Here is a 19,589-nt window from a genome sequence, read left to right on the forward strand (position 1 = left end):
GATTTCCTTATATTCCAACAAAACCCGTACTGTTATGCGACACGTAATAACAGTACGGGTTTTCTGTGTTACTGTTATATATAACAGCTAAACAGTTTGCATCTAACTGTTCGGCCGGGAGATATATCACCTACGAAACATACAGAAAAAGAGGCACAGATTGAAGCTGATCATCTCATCCGTGTCCGGAGAACCGATTTACGAACAGATCAAGAACCAGATCAGGTCCGCGATCATGTCGGGTGAGCTTACAGCAGGCGAGGCGCTTCCCTCACTGCGCAAGCTCGCCAAGGAACTGCGCGTCAGCGTGCTCACCGTGACCAGAGCGTATAACGAACTGGCCGACGAGGGGCTCGTGGAGAATGTGCAGGGCAAAGGCACATTCGTGATGGAACGAGGCAACGAACTCATGAAGGAACGTGCGCGTGAACGCATCATGGACAAGCTCCGTGAAGTTTCCATCGAGGCCAAAGCCGCCGACATCAGCCTACTTGATCTGCTTGGCATGTTCGAGAAAGCGTACAGGGAACAATCATGAACGATTCCTCACTCCCCCAAGGAACGCGGCCAACCTTGGCCTTGAGCGTAACCGGATTGACGAAGCATTATGATTCCGGCTTCACATTGGATGACGTGACCTTCGACCTGCCGTCCGGCTACATCATGGGTCTGGTCGGTCCGAACGGAGCCGGCAAATCCACGTTGATCAAACTGATCCTCAATATGACCACGCGAGACGCGGGACGAATCGAAGTGCTCGGCCTTGACGCGATGGCCGATGAGGAGCGGGCCAAAGAGCAGCTGGGCGTAGTGCTCGACAGCAGCTATTTCATCGAATACATGACGGTCGACGCGGTGGAACGGACAAGCAGCCCAATGTACCCGCTGTGGGACCACAATCTGTTCGACGCATATCTCAGACGGTTCGGACTCGGACGGAACAAGAAGATCAAGGATCTGTCGCGCGGCATGCAGATGAAACTCATGCTCGCCGTGGCGTTGAGCCACGATGCGAAACTGCTGATTCTCGACGAGCCGACCAGCGGTCTGGACGTACTGTCCCGCGACGAGCTCATGGACATCCTGTCCGATTATGTTGCGGATGGCGGACACAGCGTAATCTTCTCCACGCATATCACCGCCGATTTGGAGCGTTGCGCGGATTTCCTCGCGTATATAACGAGCGGCATGCTGTATTACAGCGGGCCGAAAGACGAGTTCGAAGACGCGTTCCGTCTGGTCAAGGGCGGTCCGGATGAGCTTACTGATGGTCTGCGGCGGGCAATGGTCGGCATCCGCACATACGCAACCGGCTTCGACGCGTTGGTCCGCACGCAGGATATCCCACACATCGGCGGCACCGACGGTCTCCTGACACAGCATGCTTCGATTGAGGATGTGATCAGACTGACCAACGCCGCGGCACATACGGCAATCGGCAATACCAACGAAGGAGACGTACGATGAACACGACAGCGAACGCGGACGCCATGACCGCCATCCTTAGGCAGATTTCCTTGGACTGGAACCGTACCATCAGCTACGGGCGGTCGTACATAGCCATCTTCTTCGCGTACGTTCCAGGTTTCACATGCCTGATGGCGGCTACAGGGTCCACTCTCGACAGCGTTGCGGGAGCCGCCATCGGCGGGGCGGCCTCCGGCTTCCTGATGCTTAATATCACCCTGTTCTCCTATGAACAAATGAACAACCATCATTGGATGAACGGCATCGTGCCCATCAACCGCAACCACCAGATCCTCGGACGATTCGCATTCCTTATCGCCTGCGATCTGGTGGCGGGATTGGAAGTGGCCGTCAGCATCGCCTGCGCCGGCACCATCATGCACGAGCCAGTTAAAGTGACGGATGCGATCGGCTTCGCCGCGATGACCGTGCTGACCCTCGTGCTGCTCAACGCCATCGTGCAGCCGTTCCTGTACCGGTTCTCCCCTTATCGCGCCATGGCCGCCATTTTTCTGAGCATCGGCGTGATCGGGGGCGCGGTCATCGGACTGTGCAAGGCATTGCCGGAATTCGAAAAGACCGTCGAACAGCTGGCCGAGGCGATCAGCCGGCACCAAGCCATTGCGTTAGCGGCATTCTTGATCATCGACGTACTCGCCTTGGCGTTCTCCCGCAAGATATCGCTGCATATTTACGGCAGCAAGGACATCTGAACCAAGCCAGCCGGTAGACTCTTATGGAACGGATTTGGGGTCTTCCGAATCAACGGAAAGCCCCAAATGCATATATCTCCGTACGACGCCGGTTCCTACAATACGGCAGGCGCGTCGTGGAAGTCGAACATGACACCATCCGCCAGACCGCAAATCGCCGGCCAATCGGCATCGGACGAATCGTCGTGCATGGCCCATACCTTCATGCCAACCGACTTGGCGGAACGCATGCCGATCAGCAAATCTTCGAACACGGTGCACTCCCCCGGCTCGACTCCGAGGCGAGATGCAGCCAACAGATACACGTCCGGTTGGTCTTTGCCGACGCCGCCGGCATCATCGACACTGACCACTTCATCGAAGTAGTCGAAAATGCCAACATGCTTCATCGCCGGCTCTCTCAGCATCGGCGGCAGCGATGTGGCAACGGCAAGTTTCGCTCCACTCTCTTTCAATTGAGCGAGATATTCACGTGCATACGGTTTAGCTTCGACCACTGTGGCATACATGACGCGGGCCATATGATCCCACTCATCCATCAGCTCTTCGGGAGTGTCGGTAAGGCTGAAACGCGCAATCGTATATTCGGCGATCTGGCGGAATTGCATGGCCGCGACTTTCGTCATGTAATCGTCCGGCACGTCAATGCCTCGTTTTGAAAGAAAATCGATGTCAACCTGATCCCAAACGCCCATGGAATCAAGCAGCGTGCCGTCAAGATCGAAAATGGCGCCCTTGCCTTGATTGCCTGCCATCGATATCCTCCTTTATTATTGTGCATCTTACGTTAATCGAGAACCGATGATTTGAGCAGTTCTTCGGCATGTTCCAGCGACGCTTCGCTTTCACTGCCGGAGAGCATACGGGCGATTTCGTGCACACGCGCCTCCCCACGCACTTGATTGATGGTGGTGGCGATTGATCCGTCATCCATTTCACCTTTGGCGACCACGTACTGTTCGTCCGCCCAGGATGCGACCTGTGGCAGATGGGTGACGACAATGACCTGCGCGGATTGAGCGAGTTTCGCCAATCGCGCGCCAAGCTCCACCGCGGTTTTGCCACCGACGCCTGCGTCGACCTCGTCGAAAATGAACGTCATGGGAGGTACGGAACCGCCCGCCACCACATGTTTTTCCGCCGCAACGAGTTCAAGCGCGAGCATGAGCCGGCTCAGCTCGCCGCCGGACGCGCTTTTGCCCATCGGCATTTGCGGCGAACCCGGGAACGGCGTGAACAGAAAATCGATGCCGTCAGCGCCGGAAGCGTCCAAATGTTCACGTTCCGATACACGGATCTCTAGTTTCGATCCGCTCATGGCAAGAGATTCGAGTTCCGCAGTGACTTTGGCGGCGAGTTCCTTCGCGGCAGCGACACGCCTTTTGCTTACCGCACGCGCCGCCTTCAACGCTTCACCGAACAGTTTTTCACGTTCCGCCTGCAATTGACTAACTTTTTCCGGAGACGCGTCCAGATCCTCCAAATCGAACACCGCTTGATCTCGCCACGCAATCACGTCCGACAATTCCGGACCCCAACGACGAACCAATTCGTCAAGCTCATGGATCCGCCCGTTGATGGCGTCCAAGTCTTCCATGCCGAGATCATTGTCGACTTCGCCCGACAAGGTGAACACCACATCAGACAAATCAGTGCTGATGGAATCAAGCCGATCGGCCAATTCCGAAAACACGCCGTCCACATGAATGGCGCGAAGCGCCTGCGACGCGCGATCAATCAGATCGGTGGCGCTGGATGATTCAACATCGTCAACAACCTGCGAAGCATCCAACGCGCTCAACGCACGGTTCACCCCTTCGGCGATCTCGGCCGCGTTCTCAATGCGATCACGGCGAGCACGCAACTCGGCCATCTCCCCCGGCTGCGGATCGATGCGGTTGATTCGTTCGATGGACTCGCGCAGGTAATCCGCCTGCTGGCGCATGGACGATTCCTGACTCGACAATCGTTTCAACCGCTCATCCATGGCACGAAGCGCATTCCAAGCCTTGCCGTATGCGACCAACGCCACATCATCGCCGGCATAGCGGTCCAAAAACTCACGTTGCCGCGCCGAAGACGCGATACGCAACTGGTCCGCCTGACCATGAATCGTCACCAGCTCCGCTGCGATCGACCCCAGTACGGAACGAGGCACACTACGACCAGACAGCATGCTGCGGGAGCGCCCGGAGGCAGGAACCTTGCGAGACAGGAACAGTTCTCCGTCTTCAGGTTCGAAACCCGCCTCGTGCGCGGCTGCGACCGCGGCCGGTGACGAGGCGACCTCGAACACGCCCTGCGCCCACGCCTCGCTCGCTCCGACCGATACACGGCCACCGTCGGAAGGACCGCCGGAAATCAGCCGAATCGCACTGAGCAGCATCGACTTGCCTGCACCCGTCTCACCGGTGATCGCCGTCATACCGCCGGCAGGCGCGATCAGCGCGGAACGGATCGGCCCAAGATTATGAATCTCAAGTTCTTCAAGCATCAGTGTTTTTACTCGTTCGTTTCTTTATCTTCCGGAAACACATGCCCATGATGCACTCCCCCGGTTTTACGCGCCTGCTCGCGCCAACCGACAACAGGAAGATCGAATTTCGTGACCAGACGATTCGTGAACGGCACGCCGGAAAGACGGGCCAGGCGCAATGTGCTCTTCGATTCGCGCACCTCAACCCTAGTGCCCCGCGGCAACGCGCATTGGCGACGGCCATCGCAGCAGATCCAACCATCCGACGTGGAATCCTCAAGGATATCAATGGCGAATGTGGAACCGGAGCCAATAATCAATGGGCGAGCGAACAGGGCGTGGGCGGCCAACGGCACCAACTGCAACGCCTTCACGTTCGGCCACATGATCGGTCCTCCGGCGGAGAACGCGTATGCGGTTGAGCCGGTCGGAGTCGACACGATCACGCCATCGCAGCCGAAGGAGCTCATTTCCACATCATCCACACGAATCGACAGTTCGACCATTTTGCCACGGTCTGCACGCTCCAACGTGATGTCATTCAACGCCCAATCCTCAATCGGCTCGCTTGCTCCCGGCAGCCACACATCGACATGCGCAATCATGCGTTCGTCAATGGAATAATCATGCTCGGCAACCCTGCGGATCGCCTCACTCATCTGGAAGCTTTCAAACTCCGCCAAAAAGCCGACATGTCCCAAGTTCACGCCAAGAATCGGCACACTGGTGCAGTGCACCAGTTCAGCCGCTCGAAGAATGGTGCCATCCCCGCCGAGCACCACCACGATCTCAGTACGTTCGGAAACCACCGGCGGCTGCTTGCCGAAATCCGGCGCCTCGATATTGTCAATGATCGACACTTCGAAACCGGCCTGGGTCAGCTGCCCGACAGCCTCCTCAACCACCGTGCCACTCTCCCTCAGACGACTATGCGTCACCACCACCGCATGACGGGTACCGAACATCGTTAATCCCTTTCCAGCAAAAGGAAACGCCCTATGGAAAACGCCCATGAAGACGTCACCGACCTCCAGTGTAATCGAACAAATGAACGAAAACCGGCAATGCGCGTCGAAAACATGCCAAAACCCGCGAACACGCCTCAAATCCGTCTCCGATGCAAGCCACGAATCAGGAATGTCAGCCGTCAAATAGCCTGTTAGTCGCACATATGCTTACAATAGCTCACAGGAACGAAGACCGAACATCGTAAGAAAAGGAGAGAGGAACGGCATGTCAAACCTCGTCTTTGACGAGTCCTCCTCCAATCGTGAGGCCTCACATGGCTACGCATGGTGGTTCTCGGGAGATACTTTCGAGAAGGCCATGGCGGAAGACCGCAAGCCACGCAAGCGCGGCCTCACGCGCCGACTCGTCAACCATCCAGGCCGTCTGACCATCTTCTACTTTCTGACGCTCGCGGCGTTGTCCACTACGTTGCTGATGACGCCCATTGCCACGCCGAAAGACGAAACCACTACGTTCACCACCGCGTTCTTCACCGCAGTATCCGCCATTTCCACATGCGGAATCTCCATCGTCAACTCCACCACGCATTGGACCACCTTCGGCCAAGGCGTGCTCATCTTCGCCGTGCAGATGGGTGGCCTTGGCGTCATGACGTTCGCCTCCTTGATCGCATTGGCCGTGAACCACCATCTCAAGGCCACGCAGCGCATGCTGACCGCCAACGAACTCGGCACTACGAAGCTCGGTGAAATCAAAGGCGTGCTCACCGTAGTCATCACCACCGCATTCGTCATCGAAGGCATCACATTCGTCGCATTGTTCCCCGGCCTCTACAAGGTCAACCACGGTAATGTGCGCCACACATTGTGGGAATCGCTGTTCTTCGCGGTCATGGCGTACAACAACGCCGGCTTCACCCCCGACGGCGCCGGTCTGCATGTCAACAACTGGGCGGTCGGCCTGCCGATCCTAGCCAGTGCTTTCTGCGGAACCCTTGGCTTCCCGGTATTGCTGAACCTGATGCGTTCCTGGCGTATGCGTCGTCCTCCGAAGCGTTGGAGCCTGCACACCAAGCTCACACTGACCACCACGTTCTGCATTGTGATCGCCTCGTTCACGTGGTTCCTGCTGATGGAATGGAACAACAAGCTGCTGTTCGCCGGAAACGGCATCGAGCCGCGCCTCTGGCACGCCATGGTCGCGGCCGTCATGCCACGAAGCTCCGGATTTGACCTGTCGTGGATGCCAGGCGTCAGCGACGCAACCAAAGTGTTCCTGTCCATCGTCATGTTCATCGGCGGTGGCAGCACCTCGACCGCAGGCGGCATCCGCGTCACCACGTTCGCGGTGACCCTGCTGACCTGTCGTGCCGCATTCACCGGACGCCACGACATCAACGCATTCCACCGCCGCATCCACACGCAGGCGGTTATGACCGCCGTGGCCGTAAGCACGGCATGTCTCATGCTGGTCACCGTGGTGTCGATGGCGCTGATGATCATCACCGGCTGCTCGCTGTGCGACGCACTGTTCGATACCTGCTCCGCGTTCGGACTGGGTGGCTACTCGGTGGGCGTAGCCAGTGAAAGCAGCCCCACGGTGCTATACATTCTCGCCGCAACCATGTTCATCGGGCGTCTCGGACCGCTCACCATCGCCTACGCGATTTCGCGTCCACACAATCTCGAGGCCGTCCGCTACCCCACCGAGCAGATCGTGGTCGGCTGACGATACGGCTTCATATACTTACAGTTGCCTGCAATCACACATGAATATAGATTTTTGAAGATGGAATTTCGAAAGGTGCATAACATCATGGCCAACAACACCAGAAGCGTTCTCGTAGTTGGTTTGGGGCGTTTTGGCAGCTCTGTGGCCACCACGCTCGACATGATGGGCCAGGATGTGCTCGCCGTCGACAAAGACGGCGAACTGGTGAACCGTTGGTCTTCGCAGATTCCCACCGTGCAGGCCGACATGACCGATGTGATGGCGTTGGAGCAGATCAACGCATCCGATTTCGACACGGCCGTCGTGGCTATCGGCGACAGCGTCGAAGCTTCCGTCATTACCGCCGGCAATCTGCTCGACGCCGGCATCTCCGACATTTGGGCCAAGTCCGTGTCGAAGGAACACGCCCGCATTCTGCAACGCATCGGCGCACGCCACATCATCAACGCGGAAACCGACGCCGGCAAACGCGTCGGACATCTTGTGTCCGGCAACTATCTTGACTACATCGAGCTTGAAGGCGCGTACAACGTCGTCAAAATCCATACCCCCGCGCATGTGGTCGGCTACACCATCGAAGACGCTCGCGTGCATGAACGCTTCGGCATTACCGTGGTCGGCATCAAATCGCCGGGCAAGGAATTCGAATACGGTTCGAAAGAGCTCATCATGCACCGCAACGACGAACTCATCATCATGGGCAAGCAGAATCAAATCGACCGGTTCCTACGCAGCTGACACGCTCTTTCCATATGGAAAAATCCGGAATTTCATAATCATGATTTCCGGTTTTTCTTTTACTTATCTTATTTGCCTTGATTACACTGCAGACACGGTTCTCTCAACCGGTCGCTGTTTCACTGCATGACCGCGTACAGCAGATATTCGATATTGCCATGCGTGCCTTCAATGGGAGATACTGTTGTGGCGCGCACGTCAAGCCCGTTGCGTTCCGCGCATGCCACGACGGAGGACAGCGCCTGTTCGCGTAATTCCTGGCTTTCGACAATCCCGTTTTTCCCAAGGTTGCCTTTGCCGACCTCGAACTGCGGTTTGACCAGCAGCACGATCTGCGCCTGCGGTGCGGCGATTCTTGCGATCACCGGAATCACATATGTCAGCGAAATAAACGATACGTCGGAAACAATCATTTCCGGACAATACGGCAAATCCTCCGCATACACGTCGCGAATATTGACGCCGCTCATTTCGATAATACGGTCGTCATGCGCGATTTTCGGATCCAATTGCCCATGGCCGACATCCAAAGCGATGACCTGCGCGGCATCATTGCGCAATAGCACGTCGCAGAAACCACCGGTGGACGCGCCGATATCCAAGCAACGTAATCCTTGCGCGGAACGCAATCCGACGTCGGCGAACCGTTCGAACGCGCCGACAAGCTTGTATGCGCCACGGGAAACGTAGCCGTCTCCCCTATCGGCGGCGATGACGTCATCACCACCGACTTTCGCCGATGCTTTGGTGACGGTGACACCGTTCACACTGACTTTGCCATCCGCGATCAGACGTTGCGCCTTGGAACGACTGTCGGTCAGACCACGTTCCAACAACGCAACGTCAAGACGAACAACCTGAGTGGAATCACTGTTTCGCAATGGTTTTCCAATAATCGGTACGAATTGTTCGTTAGGAAATACGGAATTCCGGAACGATCACGCCACTCACATCTCGCCCGCTGTCGGCCGCGGCCCACATGGCGCAGCATGCGGCACGCAACCCGTCGACACTGGTGATGTCGGTGACATACAGGCGGTCGCCGTCAACGCGGGCCTTCGCATCGCGGCACAGCCATGCGCCCTCATCATGCACCACTTCAGGAGCGGGCTCGTTCAAGCCCCGCAGATCTTTGGCGATGTAGGTCGGGCGAAGATACGCCGGAGCGAACATGAGTTCGCGCGGATCGGTGACGCCGGTCAACACCGCAAGGGAATCGTACCCGCCCCGATTGCCCGCCTCGATATCGGTGTCGAGACGGTCGCCGATGGCGAGGCACTGTTCCTTGTCCACCGGCTCGCCATCATCATGGGCTGCGAGAATGCGCGCCTCGTCATACATGGCGGATTCCGGCTTGCCTGCGGACGAAACCGGTTCCACACCGGTGGCATTGATCACCGCCATGATCATGGAACCGCATCCCGGCGCGATGCCAAGCTCACGAGGAATGGTCAGATCACGATTGGTCACGAAATAGGTCGCGCCATGCTCAACGGCATAGGCGATTTGGGCCATTTCGTTCCAAGACATGTCGGGATACCATCCTTGGATGGCGGCGACCGGCTGCGCTTCTGCGGAATCGACGACTTCAAGACCTTGCTTGGCCACTTCCTCACGCAGATGCTGGGCGCCAAGCACGAAAACCTTCGAACCTTCAGGCACGGCACGTGCCACCATGCGCGCGGCGACAACCGACGAGGTGATGACCTGCCAGGATTCGACATCCAAATCGAACCCCTTCAGCTGGTCTGCCACCACGGCCTGAAGTCGGGACGAATTGTTGGTGGTGTATTCCACCGTCATGCCCAAGGATTCGGCCTTGCGGATATTCTTGGCAGCATGTTCCACCGGGTTCTTACCACGGTAGACCACGCCGTCAAGATCAAGCAGTGCCAGCGAGTATGCTTCGCTGAGCGGCTGATTCGTGGACTTCAGCATGCGGGCCACGTCACCTCACTTGTTATCTTCGGAGGATTCGGAAGAAGCATCCGAAGACTCTTCGGCCTCTTCAGCCTCACCGTCATCATCGGCGTCATCTTCCGCAGCATCGTCAGCTTCTGCCGGCTCGTCATCGGATTCCGCGCCTGCTTCCGTCTCTTCGGCCTCAAGCTGGGTTTCGTCGTTGGTTTCGCCGTTCTCGTCGATGGCTTCGGATTCGTCTTCCTCATTCTCAGGGTCTTCCGGAGCGTACTGCGCGTCATCTTCGGAAATGCCAAGCACGTCCATGAGTTCGTCGTTCAGCTCCTGCATGTCGTATTCGACAACCAGATCGTCGGAAGTCTCATCATCCTCAACATCGGCGTACTGCAGTTCGAGCTTGTCGAGCAGACGATCCAATGCGATGGCCTCATCGGTACGGCCGGCCTCTTCAAGGAAATACTGTTCGGCCTGCACCGCACGCATGCGGTATTCGCCGGCCAATCCCTTGGAACGGCCCAGCGTGTGCACGATCTCGATGGCCTTGTCCCACATCTTCAGATCGCCCAGAGCGCCAGCGTACACCAAGAACATTTCAGCCTTGGCTTCACCGCGCAGATACTTGGCATCGTCGCTCACAGCCACTTCGATGGCCTTCTTCGGCTCGCCCATGCCACGCTCGCAGTCGGCGATGAACGGCAGATAATCCAGGAAACCGTTCATACGGAACGCGGTGCGGAACTCACGCAAGGCAAGCTTGTAATCACCCTGACGGTATGCCACGAAGGCGAGTGTCTCGCGGGCGAAATCGATGCGGGAAGCCTGGCGGGCCACCCACTTGGCATGTTCGAGGGCCAGCTCCGGGTTGCTCTCCTCAAGCGTGTACGCGGCAAGAATGTGCAGACCAATGTTTTCCGCATGTTCCTTCGACAGGCCACGCAGGCGTTCGCGATCGTCGGTGGTGAGCATACGCCATTCGATGCCCTTCGGCATCTTCGGCTCATCAGGACGACGATGCGTGTACGGGTTCTGCGAGGGGAAGCTCACCGTGCCATCGGAATTGCGGCGCGGCTTGGCCATGTACTCGCCACGCTTCTCCTCACGGTAGGCCATCTTCTCTTCGCGGGTGAACTCACGACGCTCCTCGCCCTGCTGCTGGTCGCGATCCTTGTGGAAGTCACGGCGCTGATCGTCACGACGGAAATCCTTACGATCGCCATCACGGAAATTACGGCGTCCGCCATCACGACGATCATTGCCACGGTGGTCGTCACGACGGAAGTTACGACGATCACCATCACGATGGAAATCACGGCGATCATTATCGCGGTGGAAGTTACGACGGTCGCCATCTTCACGACGGAAGTTACGACGGTCGCCGTCACGGTGGAAGTCTTTACGGTTTCCGTCACGTCGATCGTCACGACGGGAACCGGAACGCTCGCCATCGCGCTGATAGCGAGGATTGTCTCCACGACCGCCACGATAATCGCGATGATCGTCACGACGCTCGCCGTCACGGTTGAACTTGCGCGGACCGTTATGGAAGCGACGCTCCTGGCCTTCCCCCTCACCGTCACGACGGAAATCGCGGTCGCGGTGGAAATTGCCGCCATTGCCCTTGCGGTATCCGCCCTTATGATCGTCGTTGTGGAAGCCGCCGGACTTGTGGCCGTAGGACTTGCCGCCATTGCCACGCGGCTTGAATCCCTTGCCGCCGCGATCGCCCGGCTTGCCCGAGCCGTAGGACTTGTGGTTGCCGTAGGACTTGCCGCGCGATCCGCGCTGTTCTTCTGCCATGCTGTTCCTTATATTCCTTGTATTCCTTGAAAATGGTCTTCGTTTGTTCTTTGCTTACGTTTGTTTACGCCGCTCGCGATTGCCTCACACGTTTTCGACGACGCCGAGGGCCTTCTTGCCGCGACGAATCAATGCGAAACGTCCATGCAGGAAGTCATTTTCGTTCAAAACCTGCTCTTCGTCTTCAACACGGGCGTTGTTCAGGTACACGCCGCCAGCCTTAATCGTCTTGCGCGCTTCGGAAATCGACTTGAACAGTCCGGCCTTCATGCCGGCTTCCGCCACACGGTCGCCCACCGCGGCCTTGGCGAACTCGCCGTCGATCTTCACGCCGTCAAGAGCAGCTTCGAGCGTGGACTCGTCAACGCCCGCAAGATCGCCGCCACGGCCGAACAGCGCACCGGCGGCCTCGATGGCCTGTCGGGTGGCTTCCTCACCATGAACCAGGCTGGTGACCTCCCAAGCCAAGGCGCGTTGCGCCTCACGCGCGCCCGGATTGGTCTTGCTTTCCTCCACAAGACGTTCGATCTCCGCCTTCGGCAAGAACGTGAACACCTTCAGCAGGTTCTCCATCTCGCTGTCAGGGCGGTTGAACCAGAACTGGTAGAACTTGTACGGGCTCAGCATAGTGCCGTCAAGCCAGACGGCGTTGCCTTCGGACTTGCCGAACTTCTTACCCTGAGCGTCGGTGATAATCGGGCTGGTGAACACGTTCACATCCACGCCACGTACCTTGTGGATCAGGTCAAGACCGGACGTGAGGTTGCCCCACTGGTCGGATCCGCCAAGCTCAAGCACGCAATGGTATTCGTCGAACAGGTGCAGGAAGTCGTTGCCCTGCAGCACCTGGTAGCTGAACTCGGTGAAGGAAATGCCATCTTCAGAATTCAGCCGACGGGCAACGGTGTCTTTGGCGAGCATGGTACCCAAACGGAAGTTCTTGCCGACGTCACGCAGGAAGTCGATGACGTTCATGGAGGCGATCCAATCGTAATTGGACACGAAACGGACCGGATTGCTGCCTTCCACTTCGAGAATGCCGCCGATCTGCGCCTTCAGACGCTCGGCCCAACCAGCCACGACGTCTTTCGGATTGAGCGTACGTTCGCCCGATTGGCGAGGATCGCCGATCAAGCCGGTGGCGCCACCGACCAGGGCAATCGGATGATGGCCTGCTGCCTGAAGGTGACGCATGTTGATGAGCTGCACCAGATTGCCGATATGCAGAGAGGCAGCGGTCGGATCGAAACCGCAATAATAGGAAATGGGATCTCCGTTCAACGCTTCGGCGAGTCGATCCCTGTCAGTGGACTGGGAAATCAACCCGCGCCATTCCAGTTCATCGAGGACGGACTCGAAACCGGCCTCCTTGAAATCGATGACGTGAGCCATAGCTGTGTTTTCTCCCTATTGAATTGCGGATGATACTGCGTTTTACGCACCCTACAGTTTCGCAGAAGATGAAGACAGGCGCACGCGGTGTTTCCCCATCATCCACCAACCATCGTGCATACGGGTAAAGTTAGAAGGAGCATCCCCATATCAAGAAGGGAGATACCTGCATGGACCGCAAAGGCATGAAGGTTGCGGCTAAGAAAGCCCAGAGAAAACATTATTGGATGATAGTCGCCATTTGCCTGTTCGCTTCGGTGTTCGGTGTTGCGTACACTTCATCGACGCTCTCGGTCAGCACCAACATTTCGATCAGCACCCCGCAAACGGAGGATTCCACGCAATCCAACGACATGTATGACGTATTGCAGGATCTTGCCGTAGGCAATGAAAACGATGCCCGTGAAAAGGTCAAGCAAAACCAAGAGCAGATCGTCAACAACGATACCGATGCCACGTTCGGCCGTCGCCGCGGAGTAATCGCGTCCCTGCTCAACTCGTTTGCATCCGGCTCGATGGTGATCGCCGTGGCCGACGCCATTAATTCCGTCACCCATAACGGCGGCGTCTCCATCGCCGTGCCGGTAATACTCTCGCTGGCCGTCTACATTTTCGTCTGGCTGTTCATTCAAGAAACATACCGCATCGTCATGGCACGTATGCTGTTGGAAGGACGTTCCTATAACAAGCTTCCGGCAAGTCGCTTCTTCTACCCCATTCACACGCGCAAATGGCCGCGCATGGCATGGACCATGTTTGTGGAAAACGTGTTCCTGTTCCTTTGGAGTCTCACCATCGTCGGCTTCTTCATCAAGCAATATTCCTACCGTATGGTGCCGTACATCGTTGCGGAGAATCCGAATATCGAGGCTTTGGACGCCATTCGCTTGTCCCGACGCATGATGAAAGGGCATAAATGGGAATGCTTCGTGGCGGACTGCTCGTTCCTCGGCTGGTACCTGCTCAACCTTATCACCTTCGGCTTGAGCGGCATCTTCTATTCCAATGGCTACAATGCCGCGTTCTTCGCGGAATACTATGTGTACGTGCGTTCGATGGCCAAGACTACCGGCATTGCAGGCAGTGAGATGCTCAACGACGAATACCTGTACTTCAAGGCCGACCCGCAGACGCTCCATACCACGTACGCCGATGTCGCCCAATCCGTAGCACAGCTGGAACAGAATCTTGTTCCAGCGCCCAAGCCGCATGGATTCACAGGATTTCTTTCTGAGTGGCTTGGCATCCGCATTCTGCATGCCAGCGCAGTGAACCGCTATGAAGAGTATCGTGAGAATCTTCACCAGATGCAGATCGGCGAGAATATTCTGAATGGCTCCATTTATCCGGGGCGTCTTGCGCCTGCTCCGATGCCGTTCAAATTCCGTGAATCACGTACCATCAGCGCCGACCGCAGCTACTCACTGGTCAATCTGATCATGATGTTCTTCATCTTTTGCTTCGTCGGCTGGGTGTGGGAGGTAAGTCTCGCATTTATTTCCGAAGACATGTTCGTGAACCGTGGCACGCTGCATGGCCCTTGGCTGCCCATCTATGGCACCGGCGGAGTGATCATTCTGGTTCTGCTCAAAAAGCTGCGCGAAAAGCCAGCGCTTGAATTCGTCGCGGCTATGGTGCTGTGCGGCTGCTTGGAATACTTCTCATCGTGGTATCTGGAGATGACGCATGATGGTCAACGCTGGTGGGATTACACCGGATACTTTCTAAATATCAACGGCCGTATCTGCGCCGAAGGATTATTGACGTTCGGCCTTGGCGGATTGGCCATCGTATATCTGCTGGCTCCGGCCCTCGACAACCTGCTCAGCAGAATCGATGCGCGAAAGCTTGGCATCGTGGCCGCCGTGCTGCTCGTGCTGTATTGCGCCGACCAAGTGTATTCCGCGCAACATCCGAATGTCGGTGCGGGCATCACCGACTACAAGGGATCGGACACGTCGCTGGAAGCGCCCACTCCATACGAAATCCGTAAACGATCCGATGGACTGTCATAGCGTGATTGTCATGCAAATCGCATATCGCAAACAATAATGAAATCGCCTGTCGTTCTTTCGAGCGGCAGGCGATTTCATGCTGTTGCTTATTGCGCGATTATTTGCGACGCAGCATTTCGTGCAGAGTTTCGATGATCTTGCTGTATTTGATGGAATCCGTGAAACGCAGACGCGGGAATGCGTTAATCATACGACGCTGCTGCTTGTTCAGGATAGATGCGGCAGTGGCCTGCATATTGGCAAGAATCTCCTGCGAGGAGTCCGACCAATCCTGGACCTTGTCTTGCACCTTGTCGCGGAATTTGTCTCGGAAAATGTCTTTGCCCCATTGCAGGGAATCACCGGCTTTCTCCGCATATGCCTGCACGGTTTCGCTGAACTTCGCAAGATTGTCGGCCAAATCGATGATGCCAAGCACTGTAATAATGGTATCCGCGACGATAAACGCCATGAAAATCACGCACATCCAGTGCACTACTGGCAAAGGAATCATCTGTGTAATGCGATTCACTTCAGGCTGTATCACATCGGTGATGAGCACACCCAGCAGACCGAACACAATCGCTCCAAGCAAGCAAATGCGCCCTTGAATGTTGAATCGGCGATGACTGTAATCCCACCATCGTGCGTGGAATAGCTTTTCCATGCCCCATGACGTGACATATTCAAGCATGCATGCACCGATTGAAGAAATGAGAAAAACCGCGAAGGGATTATGCAGATCATGCAGCAGCACAATCGCAAGAACGGCTCCGCAACCGTAGATCGGGCAGATGGGACCATTCAGGAAGCCACGATTCACCAAGCGACGTTCCGAAACGGACACGAGAATCGATTCATATACCCATCCGGCAAATGAATAGAACAGGAACCATAAGAACAGGTATTCCAGCATGAGCATGCTTTCGCGCCGTCACTTTCCACTTGTATGCATATTGACTTTCGGCTTGTAGAAGCGCTCAAGACTGACCGTTTCCCGTGTGGCGCTGATCTTATCCGCGACAGTCACCAAATACCCTTCAAGATACCGAGGCGGTATCGGCGTCAAAGGAAACATATGATTCTCGATGCTGTCACGTTCCACTCTATTGAGATGGAAATCGCGCACGGCATTGCGCATGGCGGTGCCACCATGGGTGAAACCATGCATACGATGACGGCCGCCATCATGAGCATGCCAGTCGTAAAGAAAATAATCGTGCAGCAAAGCGGCGCGAATCAACGAATGCAAATCCACCCTATGCCATAAGCGCAGCCTGTCAGCGATCCATACGGCCAGACAGGCCACACGGATGGAATGAGCAAACGTGGTGACCACGCCATGCTGGTAACAGACTCTTTCGATCTGCATATGCTCATGGCACAGTATCTCCTGGCCGTGAAGTCGAACAAGCTGCTGTATCTGCGTTCGTGTCAGTGGCACCGCTTTGCCTTTGCTATGTACTGTTGCTGTAATTATTTGAGCAATGATTCCGGCGTCTTGTATGCCGGGCCGTCGCTGACGGAGTTGGCGAAGGCACGCAGCTGTTCGATGGCGGTTTTCGCGGAAACGATCTGCTCGCGCACGCGCAGCGGAGACGTGCCTCCCTTGCCATTGCGGGCGGAAACAGAACCTTCGGTGGATAGCACTTCGCGCACTTCGGGAGCCTTGTCGGCCGGAAGGAATTCCTTGAAGACCTCGATGAAGTCATCGTCGGCCAGGTCCCACAGTTCCTGGCCGCGGTCTTCGGCGATCTTCACGCATGCACCGGAAAGCTCGTGCGCGTGGCGGAACGGCACACCGTTCTTCACCAGCCATTCGGCGATGTCGGTGGCGAGGGCGAAACCGGTCGGCGCTTCCGCTTCGAGGCGTTCCTTGTTGAAGACCATGGTGCCGACCATGCCGGTGAACGCGGGAAGGAGCACTTCCAGCGTGTCGACCTGGTCGAACACGGCTTCCTTGTCTTCCTGAAGATCACGTGCATAAGCGGTGGGCAGGCCCTTCAGCGTGGTGAGAAGACCAGCCAGATCGCCGATGAGACGGCCGGACTTGCCTCGTGCAAGTTCCGCAATATCCGGGTTCTTCTTCTGCGGCATGATGGACGAGCCGGTGGAATAGGCGTCGTCAAGGCGCACGAACGCGAACTCCTGGGTGTTCCAGATGATGATTTCTTCAGACAGTCGGCTGATGTCGACGCCTGCCATGGCTGCGATGAAAGCGAATTCGGCGACCAGATCACGACTGGCGGTGCCGTCGATGGAGTTCGCGGTTACCTTGGAGAAGCCGAGTTCGCGGGCCACGGCCACCGGCTCCAAGCCGAGGGTGTTGCCGGCGAGGGCGCCGGAACCATACGGGCTTGCATCGATGCGCTTGTCCCAATCGGCAAGACGTTCCACATCGCGCAGCAGCGGCCACACGTGGGCCATGAGCTGGTGTGCGAGCAGCACCGGCTGGGCGTGCTGCATGTGGGTACGCCCCGGCATGACGGTGCGTCCGGCCTTTTCGGCCTGTTCGGTCAGTGTTGCGGCAAGGCCGAGCAGCATTTTGGCGATGACGCGGCTGTGGCGACGGAGCCACATGCGGATCAGCGCGGCGATCTGGTCGTTGCGGGAGCGGCCGGCGCGGAGCTTGCCTCCAAGCTCGTCTCCGGCGATCTGCAGCAGTCCACGTTCCAATGCAGTGGCTTCGTCCTCATCGTCTTCGATCGGAGCGAACGCACCGGAATCGACACGGCGCTGCAGCTCGTCGAGAGCGTCTTCCATTCGCTGCAGCTCGTCGGCGGTCAATAGTCCCGCACGTCCGAGCGCACGGGCGTGGGCGCGTGAGCCTGCGATGTCGTCGTCGGCAAGACGCCAATCGAATTGGGTGGACTTGCTCAGTCGCGCGAGTTCCGGAGACGGGCCGGACTTGAACCGGCCGCCCCACAGGGCGAGGTGTTCACCATTGGTTGTGCTCTCGGTCATTGTTACTTCATTCTCCTTGCAGATATGACTGAGGGAGAGGATACCAGTCAGGATGGTCCTAACGGTACGCTCTCCCCCATTATCAAGACGATTCGGCGTAAAAACCCGCTTACTCGACGCTGTTTTCCGGAACCTCGATGCCATTGCCGAACTTGACGTCGCGGGCTGCGGCCACACGGCTCGGCAGACCGTAGATGTCGATGAAGCCGTTGGACGACTTCTGATCGAAGCTGTCGCCGGAATCGTAGGTGGCCAGATTGTAGTCATACAGCGAGGTGTCGGAACGACGACCGGTCACGACGGCGCGGCCGCCATGCAGGATCATGCGGATTTCGCCGGAAACGTACTTCTGGGTGTCTTCGATGAAGGCGTTCAGGGACTGCGTTGCCGGGGAGAACCACTGCGCATCGTAGACGAGTTCGGCCCAGCGCTTGTCGATATCGCGCTTGATGCGGTGCTGCTCGCGTTCGAGGCAGCAGTTCTCGAGTTCCTGGTGGGCGGTGATCAGTGCGATAGCACCAGGAGCCTCGTACAGCTCACGGGACTTGATGCCGACCAGACGGTCCTCGATCAGATCGATACGGCCGATGCCCTGTGCGCCTGCGCGACGGTTCATCTCTTCGATGGCCTGCAGCGGGGTGACGTCGTGACCGTCGATCTTGACAGGAATGCCCTGCTTGAATTCGATGACAACCTCATCTTCGACTGGCGGGAATGCCGGATCGTCGGTATAGGAGTAGCAGTCCTTGGTCGGGCCATTCCACGGATCCTCAAGGAAGCCGGTTTCAATGGCGCGGCCCCACACGTTCTGGTCGATGGAGAACGGGCTCTTCTCGGTCTGCACGATCGGAAGCTTGTGCTCCTTGGCGAATGCGATCTCGACGTCGCGGGTCAGCGACAGGTCGCGGATCGGGCTGATGGCCTTCAGTGTCGGATCAATGGAGGAGATGGACACCTCGAAACGGACCTGGTCGTTGCCCTTGCCGGTGCAGCCATGGGAGATGGTGTCGGCACCGAACTGGTGGGCGGCGCGCACGAGATGCTTGGAGATGAGCGGGCGGGAAATGGCGGAAACCAGCGGATACACACCCTCATACAGGGCGTTGGCCTTCAGCGCCTTCATGCAGTATTCATTGGCGAATTCGTCGCGGGCGTCTACCACATACGCTTCAACGGCACCGCAGGCAAGCGCGCGCTGCTTGATGGTTTCGAGGCTTTCGCCACCCTGGCCGACGTCGAGGGACACGGCCACGACATCCTTGCCGGTGCGTTCCTTCAGATATGAAATGGCGACGGAGGTATCCAGACCACCGGAGTACGCCAGAACGAGACGATTCTGATCGCTCATGGTTTCCCTTTCTAACATCAAACGTTATTCATCAGTATATGCAATACTCTGTATATTTATGCATATACGGTGCGTCGTGT

General features: G+C 57.1%; 17 protein-coding genes. 6 read left to right on the forward strand and 11 right to left on the reverse strand.

Annotation, left to right across the window (positions count from 1 at the left end; genetic code table 11):
• The first annotated feature begins 160 nt into the window (after positions 1-160).
• From KSY55_RS04390 to KSY55_RS04400, 3 genes are read left to right on the forward strand one after another with little or no spacing between them, the layout of a single operon-like run.
• Positions 161-538, forward strand: a complete 378-nt coding sequence (locus KSY55_RS04390) for a GntR family transcriptional regulator (protein WP_003810270.1) — start codon at positions 161-163, stop codon at positions 536-538.
• Positions 535-1,467: an ABC transporter ATP-binding protein gene (locus KSY55_RS04395; protein ID WP_117793516.1), complete on the forward strand. Its 933-nt coding sequence runs from the start codon at positions 535-537 to the stop codon at positions 1,465-1,467. The genes KSY55_RS04390 and KSY55_RS04395 overlap by 4 nt, the downstream gene beginning before the upstream one ends.
• Positions 1,464-2,180: an ABC-2 transporter permease gene (locus KSY55_RS04400; RefSeq protein WP_217749500.1), complete on the forward strand. Its 717-nt coding sequence runs from the start codon at positions 1,464-1,466 to the stop codon at positions 2,178-2,180. Before KSY55_RS04395 ends, KSY55_RS04400 begins: the two co-directional genes overlap by 4 nt.
• A 95-nt stretch (positions 2,181-2,275) precedes the next feature.
• On the opposite strand, the gene KSY55_RS04405 is transcribed toward KSY55_RS04400, so the two are convergent.
• From KSY55_RS04405 to KSY55_RS04415, 3 genes are read right to left on the reverse strand one after another with little or no spacing between them, the layout of a single operon-like run.
• Complete coding sequence (locus KSY55_RS04405; RefSeq protein ID WP_065438957.1) at positions 2,276-2,935, reverse strand: HAD family phosphatase; 660 nt, start codon at positions 2,933-2,935, stop codon at positions 2,276-2,278.
• 32 nt (positions 2,936-2,967) lie between these two features.
• Entirely contained in the window at positions 2,968-4,674 is a 1,707-nt protein-coding gene (recN, locus tag KSY55_RS04410) for a DNA repair protein RecN (RefSeq protein ID WP_117784298.1), read from the reverse strand.
• Positions 4,675-4,682: 8 nt separating this feature from the next.
• Entirely contained in the window at positions 4,683-5,621 is a 939-nt protein-coding gene (locus KSY55_RS04415) for an NAD kinase (RefSeq protein ID WP_033524035.1), read from the reverse strand.
• Between the two features lie 268 nt (positions 5,622-5,889).
• Here KSY55_RS04415 and KSY55_RS04420 point away from each other — a divergent pair, with 268 nt between their 5' ends.
• Entirely contained in the window at positions 5,890-7,353 is a 1,464-nt protein-coding gene (locus tag KSY55_RS04420; protein WP_003810276.1) for a potassium transporter TrkG, read from the forward strand.
• Positions 7,354-7,440: 87 nt separating this feature from the next.
• A complete protein-coding gene (locus tag KSY55_RS04425) occupies positions 7,441-8,094 on the forward strand; it encodes a TrkA family potassium uptake protein (RefSeq protein ID WP_022245237.1) in 654 nt (217 codons plus the stop codon).
• Between the two features lie 119 nt (positions 8,095-8,213).
• Here KSY55_RS04425 and KSY55_RS04430 read toward each other — a convergent pair whose 3' ends face one another.
• The 4 genes from KSY55_RS04430 to tyrS form a co-directional block, all read right to left on the reverse strand.
• Entirely contained in the window at positions 8,214-8,975 is a 762-nt protein-coding gene (locus KSY55_RS04430; RefSeq protein ID WP_217749499.1) for a TlyA family RNA methyltransferase, read from the reverse strand.
• 31 nt (positions 8,976-9,006) lie between these two features.
• The gene (locus KSY55_RS04435; RefSeq protein ID WP_065435335.1) at positions 9,007-10,032 is read right to left on the reverse strand and encodes an HAD-IIA family hydrolase; all 1,026 of its coding nucleotides are present in this window, start codon (positions 10,030-10,032) and stop codon (positions 9,007-9,009) included.
• 15 nt (positions 10,033-10,047) lie between these two features.
• Positions 10,048-11,811 (reverse strand): lipopolysaccharide assembly protein LapB, encoded by a 1,764-nt coding sequence (locus tag KSY55_RS04440; protein WP_217749498.1) that lies wholly within the window; start codon positions 11,809-11,811, stop codon positions 10,048-10,050.
• An 84-nt stretch (positions 11,812-11,895) separates the two neighbouring features.
• A complete protein-coding gene (gene tyrS, locus KSY55_RS04445; RefSeq protein ID WP_217749497.1) occupies positions 11,896-13,203 on the reverse strand; it encodes a tyrosine--tRNA ligase in 1,308 nt (435 codons plus the stop codon).
• A 170-nt stretch (positions 13,204-13,373) separates the two neighbouring features.
• Between tyrS and KSY55_RS04450 the strand changes: the two genes are divergently transcribed.
• On the forward strand, positions 13,374-15,218 hold the full coding sequence (locus KSY55_RS04450; RefSeq protein ID WP_118269801.1) for a DUF975 family protein: 1,845 nt from the start codon (positions 13,374-13,376) through the stop codon (positions 15,216-15,218).
• 97 nt (positions 15,219-15,315) lie between these two features.
• Here KSY55_RS04450 and KSY55_RS04455 read toward each other — a convergent pair whose 3' ends face one another.
• The 4 genes from KSY55_RS04455 to KSY55_RS04470 form a co-directional block, all read right to left on the reverse strand.
• Positions 15,316-16,119 (reverse strand): putative ABC transporter permease, encoded by an 804-nt coding sequence (locus tag KSY55_RS04455; protein ID WP_003810284.1) that lies wholly within the window; start codon positions 16,117-16,119, stop codon positions 15,316-15,318.
• 12 nt (positions 16,120-16,131) lie between these two features.
• Positions 16,132-16,641 carry an HD domain-containing protein gene (locus KSY55_RS04460; RefSeq protein ID WP_003810285.1) on the reverse strand — a complete coding sequence of 170 codons (510 nt, stop codon included), beginning with the start codon at positions 16,639-16,641 and terminating at the stop codon, positions 16,132-16,134.
• A gap of 32 nt (positions 16,642-16,673) precedes the next feature.
• Positions 16,674-18,161 carry an argininosuccinate lyase gene (gene argH, locus KSY55_RS04465; protein WP_003810286.1) on the reverse strand — a complete coding sequence of 496 codons (1,488 nt, stop codon included), beginning with the start codon at positions 18,159-18,161 and terminating at the stop codon, positions 16,674-16,676.
• A 109-nt stretch (positions 18,162-18,270) separates the two neighbouring features.
• The gene (locus KSY55_RS04470) at positions 18,271-19,527 is read right to left on the reverse strand and encodes an argininosuccinate synthase (RefSeq protein WP_003810287.1); all 1,257 of its coding nucleotides are present in this window, start codon (positions 19,525-19,527) and stop codon (positions 18,271-18,273) included.
• Positions 19,528-19,589: the final 62 nt, after the last annotated feature.

The organism is Bifidobacterium sp. MSK.13.1, assembly GCF_019131435.1.
GTDB classification, from domain to species: Bacteria; Actinomycetota; Actinomycetes; order Actinomycetales; family Bifidobacteriaceae; genus Bifidobacterium; species Bifidobacterium pseudocatenulatum.

Excerpts from the sequence above, each read along its gene's own strand:
- KSY55_RS04395 (WP_117793516.1), top strand. The coding sequence starts at position 535 with ATGAACGATTCCTCACTCCCCCAAGGAACGCGGCCAACCTTGGCCTTG.
- KSY55_RS04400 (WP_217749500.1), top strand. The coding sequence starts at position 1,464 with ATGAACACGACAGCGAACGCGGACGCCATGACCGCCATCCTTAGGCAG.
- KSY55_RS04405 (WP_065438957.1), bottom strand. The coding sequence starts at position 2,935 with ATGGCAGGCAATCAAGGCAAGGGCGCCATTTTCGATCTTGACGGCACG.
- recN (WP_117784298.1), bottom strand. The coding sequence starts at position 4,674 with ATGCTTGAAGAACTTGAGATTCATAATCTTGGGCCGATCCGTTCCGCG.
- KSY55_RS04415 (WP_033524035.1), bottom strand. The coding sequence starts at position 5,621 with ATGTTCGGTACCCGTCATGCGGTGGTGGTGACGCATAGTCGTCTGAGG.
- KSY55_RS04420 (WP_003810276.1), top strand. The coding sequence starts at position 5,890 with ATGTCAAACCTCGTCTTTGACGAGTCCTCCTCCAATCGTGAGGCCTCA.
- KSY55_RS04425 (WP_022245237.1), top strand. The coding sequence starts at position 7,441 with ATGGCCAACAACACCAGAAGCGTTCTCGTAGTTGGTTTGGGGCGTTTT.
- KSY55_RS04435 (WP_065435335.1), bottom strand. The coding sequence starts at position 10,032 with ATGCTGAAGTCCACGAATCAGCCGCTCAGCGAAGCATACTCGCTGGCA.
- KSY55_RS04440 (WP_217749498.1), bottom strand. The coding sequence starts at position 11,811 with ATGGCAGAAGAACAGCGCGGATCGCGCGGCAAGTCCTACGGCAACCAC.
- tyrS (WP_217749497.1), bottom strand. The coding sequence starts at position 13,203 with ATGGCTCACGTCATCGATTTCAAGGAGGCCGGTTTCGAGTCCGTCCTC.
- KSY55_RS04450 (WP_118269801.1), top strand. The coding sequence starts at position 13,374 with ATGGACCGCAAAGGCATGAAGGTTGCGGCTAAGAAAGCCCAGAGAAAA.
- KSY55_RS04455 (WP_003810284.1), bottom strand. The coding sequence starts at position 16,119 with ATGCTCATGCTGGAATACCTGTTCTTATGGTTCCTGTTCTATTCATTT.
- argH (WP_003810286.1), bottom strand. The coding sequence starts at position 18,161 with ATGACCGAGAGCACAACCAATGGTGAACACCTCGCCCTGTGGGGCGGC.
- KSY55_RS04470 (WP_003810287.1), bottom strand. The coding sequence starts at position 19,527 with ATGTTAGAAAGGGAAACCATGAGCGATCAGAATCGTCTCGTTCTGGCG.